An 8,355-nucleotide genomic window follows, 5' to 3' on the forward strand; every position below is an offset into this window, starting at 1 on the left:
ATTTAAATTCAAGGATATCTTATGTTTTTAGACTATTTTGCCCTCGGTTTGCTCGTCTTTGTCGCCTTAGTGATTTTTTACGGAATTATAGTGATTCATGATATCCCCTATGAAATCGCTAAAGAACGCGACCATCCACATCAGGACGCTATCCATGTGTCAGGCTGGGTTAGTTTATTTACCTTACACACCATTTGGCCATTTCTTTGGATTTGGGCCACTTTATGGCGTAAGGACCGAGGTTGGGGGTTTGCTAAACTGCAAGAAGAGCAACACGACATACATCACCGTGTCGATGAATTAATAAACCAAATCAGCAAGCTAAATGAAGAAGTTAATACGCTAAAAGCACAGAAAAATCTAAACCAAGCACAAGATCAGGAGACTAAATAATGGATTTACTTCTGATAATGACCTACGCCGCTTTATGTATCACCATTTTTAAAGTTTTCAAAATTCCATTGAATAAATGGACGGTACCGACAGCGGTTCTTGGCGGTGTTGTGCTGATTGGTACTCTTATTTTGCTCATGAACTACAACCATCCCTTCACACAAATGGGTAACCAAGTATTCTCGACTACGCCTGTCGTTTCAGGTGTGAGAGGCAAGGTGATTGAAGTTCCCGTTCAACCGAACACGCCCGTCTTAAAAGGGGATGTATTATTTAAAATTGATCCCATCCCTTTTGAAGCAGAAGTAGCAAAAGTTGAAGCTCAAATCAAAGAAGCAAGCCAAAGTGCACTCGGTTTAGAATCAGACGTTATCGAAGCAGAAGCGTCAAAAGCTCAAGCAATTGCTGATCGAGACAAAGCCAAGCGTGAATACTCGCGCTATCAACGAGGGTACGACAAAGGTGCTTTCACCGAACAAGATTTAGACACTCGTCGCCAAGCCTATAAAGCCGCTGAAGCCGCTGTCGATGTTGCTCAAGCCCGTGTGGAACAGGCTGCTATTGCCTTAGACTCTGAAATTGGTGGCGAGAATACAGCCGTAGCGCGCTTAATTGCTCAATTACGACAAGCACAATTCGACTTAGAACAAACCGTTGTACGTGCACCAACCAACGGTTACGTTACTCAATTGGCGCTTCGTCCCGGTGTAATGGCGACACCACTACCATTGGCACCGGTTATGACCTTTGTGCACAGCGAGGAAAAAATCTACACCGCCGCATTTAGACAAAATTCATTGCAACGCCTAAAACCAGGGTTTGAAGCCGAGTTTTTGTTCCGTGCACTCCCAGGAAAAGTATTCAAAGGCGAAGTAGTTGACGTACTCCCTGCGATTGGCGAAAGCCAAATTCAGGCGCGTGGCGCATTGCTAGGCACAGATGCTCTACGAACTAATGGACGTGTTCTCGTCACCCTAAAAATAAACGATGACCTAAGCGAATATAATCTACCGTTGGGTACTGCTTTCGAAGCTGCCGTATATTCAGACAGCTTCACCCACGTTTCCATTATGCGTAAGGTTTTGATTCGAATGAAGAGTTGGCAAAACTTTTTGTATCTGGATCACTAACCATCCTCGCAAACATCAAAAAGGGTCGATATCGACCCTTTTTATTGCCTTTTACTTTATTCTGTCTGCACTGTGGCTATCTATCACTCCAATGTAAAATCCGAACTTCATTGCCCTCTTCCGGCTTAATTGGGATATTGAGTGATAAAATCAGTGAAACTGCTGCCATAGCCGCACCAATATAAAAAACACTAGCAGGGGAAACGAGCCATATAAGGCCAAATGTTGCAGGAATAACGACGGCAGCAATATGGTTAATAGTAAACGAAACCCCTGCGGTGGATGCCATATCGGCAGGATCAGCAATTTTTTGGAAATAAGTTTTAATGGCGAGGGCTAAGGCAAAGAAAAGATGGTCAATCACGTACAGTGCCGCAGCCCAATGTGCATTTTGCACTAAACCATAACCAATAAAGACGCAGATTAAACCGCCATATTCGAACAGTAATGCTTTGCGTTCACCGACAACGCCAATAAATTTTCCAATTCGCTTTGCAAACAAAAAGTTAAACAAATAGTTAATCAAAAACAATAACGTAATATCGGCTGCTGAATAGCCAAACTTTTCAACCATTAAGAAACCCGCGAACACGGTGAAAATTTGTCGACGGGCACCGCTCATAAAGGTTAATGCGTAGTAGAGCCAATAGCGCTTACGCAGTACCAATTTTTTATTTTGCGGCACTTGCGCTTGAAACTCTGGGAAGGCAAACGCGATCAAGGCAACCAGACAAAAAGCAATGCCTCCAGTGATGGTATATACCCATTTAAAATCAAGTGTGAAGATCTCTAGCATTACCCAGAGCGCACCATAAGTAATGAGTGAAGCCAAAGCTCCTACCGAAATCAACTTGCCAAGCATTTCAGGTGCTTCATCCTTATTCAACCATTGCAGCGACAATGATTGTTTAAGCGTTTCAAAGTAATGAAAACCTGTCGACATTAATAAGGTAGTCATCAACAAACCTATCAACGATGGAAAGAAACCAGTGATGGCCGTGCCTAAAGTTAGCATAGCCAATGACAGCAACATGAAACGTTGCTCTCGAATGAAGAGTAAAACAAACACCGCTGTGAAAGCTAAAAAACCGGGGATTTCTCGTACGCTTTGTAATAGGCCAATATCGGAACCATCAAAATTAGCTTTTTCCACCACAAAATTATTCAGCAATGCCATCCAGCTAGAGAAGGCTATTGGGACAATTATCGAGATGATCAATAAGAAGTTTTGTGGCGTACGCCACCCTTGAGAAGAACTAGAATTCATGATGGTTCCTTACATTTATGTAACAACATAATACGCATGCTGATTCGAGTTTGGCAATGACGGGATTAGCACTGCCCAAGGTTTACGTTTCGTTATAAACTGATGTTGAGCTGCAATATAAAGGATAGGTATGTCTACTAGCTTCGCTACTATTAATTTATTCAACTATTTGACGCCACCAAATGCTTTTTATCAGTTTGATAATATTTATACCCAAGCACAATGGCTAAAGAAAAAACGATGGTTTAGTGAAAAAATTCAACACATCAATGCCGATGTTATTGCGTTCCAAGAGGTTTTCAGCATCGAAGAGCTACGTAACCAAGTCAGCACCATTGGCTACCCTTATTTCGCCACTATCGACACACCGCACATTGTTGATGATTATATCTACACACACCCTGTGGTCGCCATCGCCTCAAAATACCCTTTGCTACAAGTCTGCTCTGTAGAAAGCAGATTACCCAACCAAACTGTGCCTTTTACATTTAATCGCATCCCACTGCACGCTACTATTGAACTTCCTGAACTCGGCGCTGTTGATGTCTATATCGTACACTTTAAGTCTCAGCGTCCAACTCAGTGGGAGGTTGAGTCACCAAGTATGATTAATAGATGGCAACAAGAGACATTAGGTCGGTGGTTATCCACGGTACAACGTGGTTACGAAGCAAATTTGCTGCATCAATATGTTGTAGAAACTAAGCGGCAGCACACTCGACCTTTTGTGATCATGGGAGATTTCAATAAACCGCTAACCAGCGAAGAATTTATCGGTCTACTATCAAATGCTCTATATCGTCAGCCTGATACCCAATCTGCGTTGGCTGCTTTCACAGTTCACGACAGTTGGAATCTCTACGCCCAGCACTCTGACTTACCCCGCAAGCCGACTCATTATGCAGGGGAGATGGGTTCGGTACTTGACTATATCCTGCTTTCAAGCGATTTTAATCCCTCGGTTCACAGTGCTAAAGCTTACGTCAGCCATTACGAAGTCATCGATCAACATTTAATTAACCCTAATTTTGAACAAGACCATTACAGCACCGATCACGCACTGGTTAGCGTGACATTAAAAACACATACCCAAACAAATTGAAGCCCCAATAAAGGGGCTTCAGATCTATTACACGTTGTTTATACCCAAACCACTTGAAGTTGCCAGTGAGTTCATCCCATGAGCATAGATAAACTGTGCGATTGGGATAAACGAATGTAGCCAACACCGCTGTACCTTCAAGTAGGAAGGGGTTAATGTACAGCTTAGAATTTCGCCTTAACTGTTATGGATTATTAACCGTTGATTGCTCATCGAGCTGTTTCAGTAAGGTTTCAACTGCAACTTTCAACTGCTTATCCTCGCCTTTAGTGACCGATTCAGGCTCTTTATAGACGAGAACATCAGGCACAACCTCTTGATTTTCTAACCAATGACCATCAACGTCTTTTAAACCTAATTGAGGAATGCCATACACCAAGTTAGGCTCTTGTTGCTGAGCCCAAAGTACAGCGGTTCCTGTTCCGGGAACTCTTTCCCCGACCAACAGGCCTATCCCTTCACTTTTATAAAAATGAGGCACAACAGATCCTTCCGAATAGCTGTTTGCATCCGCTAACATGATACTAGGCTTAGCCCAACGTCTAGTTGGGTAAGAAGCAACTTGGTATCCGTCACGAGTTTCCTCTACCGTATGGCGCTGACCAGACAAGATCATCATCATTTGATCGGCCAGAAATCCCCCCTGGTTAAAACGCACATCAACCACGAGTGCTTCTTTGTTATTATCAACACCAAACATATCGTTTTGCATTTTCTCAAAGCTTTGCGCATCCATCGCCGCCATATGTACGTAGCCTAAGCGGCCATTTGACAAGCTTTCAACCATCTGACGACGTTGTTCAACCCAAAGCTCATACGCTAATCGACCTTCTTGCTGCAAACTGATTGGCACAATATTCATGCTTTTTGCGGTTTTTTCACCTGGAGATAAAACCGTTAGGCGTGTCAGCTTTCCTTGTTTGAAATTGAGTTGCGAATAAATGTCCTGCTCAGGCAAGATTTCTTTGCCATCAACCGCATAAATAATGGATCCAGATTTAAGCAAGGTTTGGTATGTATCAGCAGGACCACCTGGTAGCACGGCTTTCACACGAATCCCCTTACCACGGTAATGATCATCATAATACAAACCTAAAGAAGCAGGAATTTCCCACCCAGATCGTTCAGCAAAGAAAAAGGCACCGGTATGTGACGCATTCAGCTCACCAACTAATTCACTCAGAAGTTCGGCGAAATCTTGGTAATTAGTGATGCCTACTAGTTGCTTCTTATATTCTTGAGCATACCGCTGCCAGTTAATACCATGCAAATTGGCATCATAAAATTTACTTTGTGTTAAACGAACAACATGATCAAACATATAGTTCATTTCAGCTCTAAAGTCGTAGTTAGCATCGGCATTGTAATCAAATACTTTGGTCTCGCTATTTACGACATTCAAACGCTCAATACCTTGAGAACCAATGATAAGGATATTTTCGCCATCTTTAGTCATATCAATGGCATTAACATCATCAGCACTACGAGTAAACAGTGACACCTCCTCACCCGTTTCAACATTGAATTCACTGAACTCAACACCTTCACCAGACCAGTGCGCAACAACCAAGTATTTATTATCTGGTGATAAATGAAAATAAAGTGGCGATAGCGAATGAGGTGTTATACGAAATTTGCGATGCTTTAAGCCGTTTATTTCAACGATAGTGGGATCAACAGGTGCATGCTGAACATCGCTTCCTAAAGTCGCCGCAACCTCTTCATCCATCCATTTTTGATCTTCATTCTTAAAAGCATTAAATTGAGATTTCTGATTTAAAAACAGTGCGTAAACATCATACTGTACGGGCATATTATCAATTTGGCGCAAGCTGTTGATATCGCTCAACCAATAGACAATTTGACCGTCATCGCTAAATTTAGGTTGTATATCAGAAAAACCACTGTTGCTTAAATTAATCGGCTCTTCACTACCATCGACCTTAACTAATAGAACATCACTATTGGCGATAGTACGGTTGCGCGTGACAATATATTCACTATCTGGCGACCACGAATAACTGATGTCTCCATCGAAATAGGAATAAAACTGTTGGCTATCGAGCAATGTGTAGGTTTGATCTTGCTCGATATCATAGACTTTCAGGTTATTTCGCCCTTCACGGTACAGCATCCGCTTTTCATTCGGAGACAAAAGCGGTTGAAACTCATCCTCTTCCCCATCAAATAAGATCTCCTCTTGGATATCTAATGAGGTAGAGAAACTTTTGCCAGTGTCATTCACATAACTTTGGAAAATATCCCAATTGCCATTTCGTTCAGAGGAATAAATAATGCGATAACCATCATCTGAAAACGAAATATTGCGCTCTGTGGCAGGCGTATCAGTAATCCGTTTGGTCGTTCCAGATAGCGCTGACACCACATAAATATCCCCACGTGCAACAATCGCCACTTCTGGTGATACTGGAGACACCGCTATTTCTGTCGCCTCTGAATTCAAATTCACAAAATGTCGCCCATCAGAAAAATCGGCTCGCCGAATCGCAATGTCTATTTGATATGGTGCTGTTTCCTGTGCTGATTTCACCCAAACCTTACCATTAAAACCATAGGCTAAATCACCTTGTTTACTCACCGATAAAAACCGTGTTGGTAAATCTGTGTGATATGTTATTTGAACAGGCTCACCATCGAGTAGGTCCTTTTTCCAAACGTTAAAAGAACCAGATCGCTCAGATAGGTAGTACATCGACTGCGTATCAGCCCACACCGCATTTCGGTCCTCCCCTTCAAAGTGAGTTAATTGCGTATGCTTGCCGGTAGTAAGATCAAATTGCCAAATATCTCGCGCCGCATCAGACGTTGTACGCTTACGCCATTCTTGCTCATAAGAAGGCCAATCGGTATATAAAAACTGTTGGCCATCACTGCTGACCGAGAGTGAACTGACGGGAATAGGTAACACGAGCTTCTCTCGCCCACCTAGAGCCGATACCGCATAAAGCTGATCCGCTTGATTTCCTCCATATCCTGCCATCAGATTAGCTTGGCTATCTCCTAAGCGTGCTGAGCGAAAATACACTTGCTTACCATCGGCTGAAAAAGCATAAGGCACATCCAGACTAGCGTGGTAAGTTAAACGCAACGCTTTACCACCCATGCTAGGCACGATGAAGACGTCACCTTTGCCATAACGATCAGAAGTAAAAGCAATGGATTGACTATCTGGAGACCAAATTGGCGTCTGACTGTAGGTATCGCTGTTGGTTAAAGCAAACGCATCACCGCCTTGCGACGATACTAACCAGATCTGTCCGGCGTAAGTAAAGGCAATTTGCTGTCCATCGGGTGATATCGCGACGTCTCTCATCCATGTGTGAGAAACGGGGATCTCAGGAGAAAGAGCGGCCGATATTTCAGCCATAACCGAACTGGGTTGAGTAAACAGTAATGCAAGAGATAGCGAGCTTAATGAGTATTTTCGCAAGGGCATGATTCTTCCTTTATTATCATCATCTTTGAGCGATTCGTTTATATAATCAAAAACTTATATAATAAAACACTATTCATTTGCAGAATTTATAGATAGATTCTAGGTGATGCAACTAGAGATGGAGAATAAATGAATGGAAATTATTGTCAGACCAACAGAAATACGAGACGCTCACGCTTTGTGTGATATTTACTCACAACCCAAAGCTCAACGAGAAACACTACAATTACCAAAACCATCCGTCACTATGTGGCAAAAGCGCCTTGAAAACATGCCAATTGGTGTTTATAGCTTTGTAGCTGAGATTGATGGGCGTGTCGTTGGTAATATTGGTATGGAGCATTCTCAACGTCCTCGCACTGCGCATTGTGCAACTTTTGGCATTGGAGTTCATGATGATTTTCACAGCGTTGGTGTTGGCAGTAAATTGATTGAAACGGTCTTGGATCTGGCCGACAACTGGCTCAATGTTAAACGAGTCCAGATTGAGGTTAATGCTGACAATCAGCAGGCGATTAGTTGTTACAAAAAATTTGGTTTTGAAGTGGAAGGCGAAGCTAAATGTGCCTCTTTTCGCGATGGAAAATTTATTAATACTCTATATATGGCTCGCATCAAGTGCTAACGATACTATTTAGCTCACCTTATCGGTGAGCTATTTTTTAACCTTCGTCATGCAATAAATGCTGCCATTGTTCATGGCGATTTATGTAATGAACAACGTAACTGCAAATAGGCTTTACTTTATAACCACTTTCCTCTATTTGTGGTAACACACTTTCCATCATAATTTTGCCATACCCTTTACCTTGCAGCTCATCAGGTACTCGGGTTGAGGTAATAAATAGAACCTCACCTTGCTGTTGGTATTGCACAGTGGCAAAAAAATCCCCTTCCAAATGCACTAAATACTGATGATTTTGAGTGTCATGTTGTACTTTATCAGACATACTTCTCTCCTATTTGATACTTAACTCAAATAAATTAATGGTAGATAGAATTGAAT

At 42.3% G+C, this 8,355-nt stretch carries 7 protein-coding genes; 4 read left to right on the top strand and 3 right to left on the bottom strand.

The window, feature by feature from the left end:
- Positions 1 to 21 precede the first annotated feature (21 nt).
- Both HGG78_RS14420 and HGG78_RS14425 read left to right on the top strand, forming a co-directional pair.
- Entirely contained in the window at positions 22 to 393 is a 372-nt protein-coding gene (locus tag HGG78_RS14420; protein ID WP_053311648.1) for a DUF3302 domain-containing protein, read from the top strand.
- Positions 393 to 1,523, top strand: a complete 1,131-nt coding sequence (locus HGG78_RS14425) for an HlyD family secretion protein (RefSeq protein WP_172533302.1) — start codon at positions 393 to 395, stop codon at positions 1,521 to 1,523. The genes HGG78_RS14420 and HGG78_RS14425 overlap by 1 nt, the downstream gene beginning before the upstream one ends.
- Before the next feature lie 76 nt (positions 1,524 to 1,599).
- On the opposite strand, the gene HGG78_RS14430 is transcribed toward HGG78_RS14425, so the two are convergent.
- Positions 1,600 to 2,790, bottom strand: a complete 1,191-nt coding sequence (locus HGG78_RS14430) for an MFS transporter (RefSeq protein WP_172533303.1) — start codon at positions 2,788 to 2,790, stop codon at positions 1,600 to 1,602.
- A 130-nt stretch (positions 2,791 to 2,920) separates the two neighbouring features.
- On the opposite strand from HGG78_RS14430, the gene HGG78_RS14435 reads away from it, so the two are divergent.
- Positions 2,921 to 3,892, top strand: a complete 972-nt coding sequence (locus tag HGG78_RS14435; protein WP_053311645.1) for an endonuclease/exonuclease/phosphatase family protein — start codon at positions 2,921 to 2,923, stop codon at positions 3,890 to 3,892.
- A gap of 184 nt (positions 3,893 to 4,076) precedes the next feature.
- Here HGG78_RS14435 and HGG78_RS14440 read toward each other — a convergent pair whose 3' ends face one another.
- Positions 4,077 to 7,349: a S41 family peptidase gene (locus tag HGG78_RS14440; RefSeq protein WP_172533304.1), complete on the bottom strand. Its 3,273-nt coding sequence runs from the start codon at positions 7,347 to 7,349 to the stop codon at positions 4,077 to 4,079.
- 133 nt (positions 7,350 to 7,482) lie between these two features.
- On the opposite strand from HGG78_RS14440, the gene HGG78_RS14445 reads away from it, so the two are divergent.
- Positions 7,483 to 7,974: a GNAT family N-acetyltransferase gene (locus tag HGG78_RS14445; protein ID WP_053311643.1), complete on the top strand. Its 492-nt coding sequence runs from the start codon at positions 7,483 to 7,485 to the stop codon at positions 7,972 to 7,974.
- 37 nt (positions 7,975 to 8,011) lie between these two features.
- Here HGG78_RS14445 and HGG78_RS14450 read toward each other — a convergent pair whose 3' ends face one another.
- Positions 8,012 to 8,299 (bottom strand): GNAT family N-acetyltransferase, encoded by a 288-nt coding sequence (locus tag HGG78_RS14450; protein ID WP_172533305.1) that lies wholly within the window; start codon positions 8,297 to 8,299, stop codon positions 8,012 to 8,014.
- Positions 8,300 to 8,355: the final 56 nt, after the last annotated feature.

Source organism: Vibrio aestuarianus (assembly GCF_012395185.1).
In the GTDB taxonomy this organism is placed as follows: Bacteria; Pseudomonadota; Gammaproteobacteria; order Enterobacterales; family Vibrionaceae; genus Vibrio; species Vibrio aestuarianus.

Bases quoted from the DNA above. Each gene is read 5' to 3' on its own strand.
- HGG78_RS14450 (WP_172533305.1), bottom strand. From the start codon at position 8,299: ATGTCTGATAAAGTACAACATGACACTCAAAATCATCAGTATTTAGTG.
- HGG78_RS14425 (WP_172533302.1), top strand. From the start codon at position 393: ATGGATTTACTTCTGATAATGACCTACGCCGCTTTATGTATCACCATT.
- HGG78_RS14435 (WP_053311645.1), top strand. From the start codon at position 2,921: ATGTCTACTAGCTTCGCTACTATTAATTTATTCAACTATTTGACGCCA.
- HGG78_RS14420 (WP_053311648.1), top strand. From the start codon at position 22: ATGTTTTTAGACTATTTTGCCCTCGGTTTGCTCGTCTTTGTCGCCTTA.
- HGG78_RS14445 (WP_053311643.1), top strand. From the start codon at position 7,483: ATGGAAATTATTGTCAGACCAACAGAAATACGAGACGCTCACGCTTTG.
- HGG78_RS14440 (WP_172533304.1), bottom strand. From the start codon at position 7,349: ATGCCCTTGCGAAAATACTCATTAAGCTCGCTATCTCTTGCATTACTG.
- HGG78_RS14430 (WP_172533303.1), bottom strand. From the start codon at position 2,790: ATGAATTCTAGTTCTTCTCAAGGGTGGCGTACGCCACAAAACTTCTTA.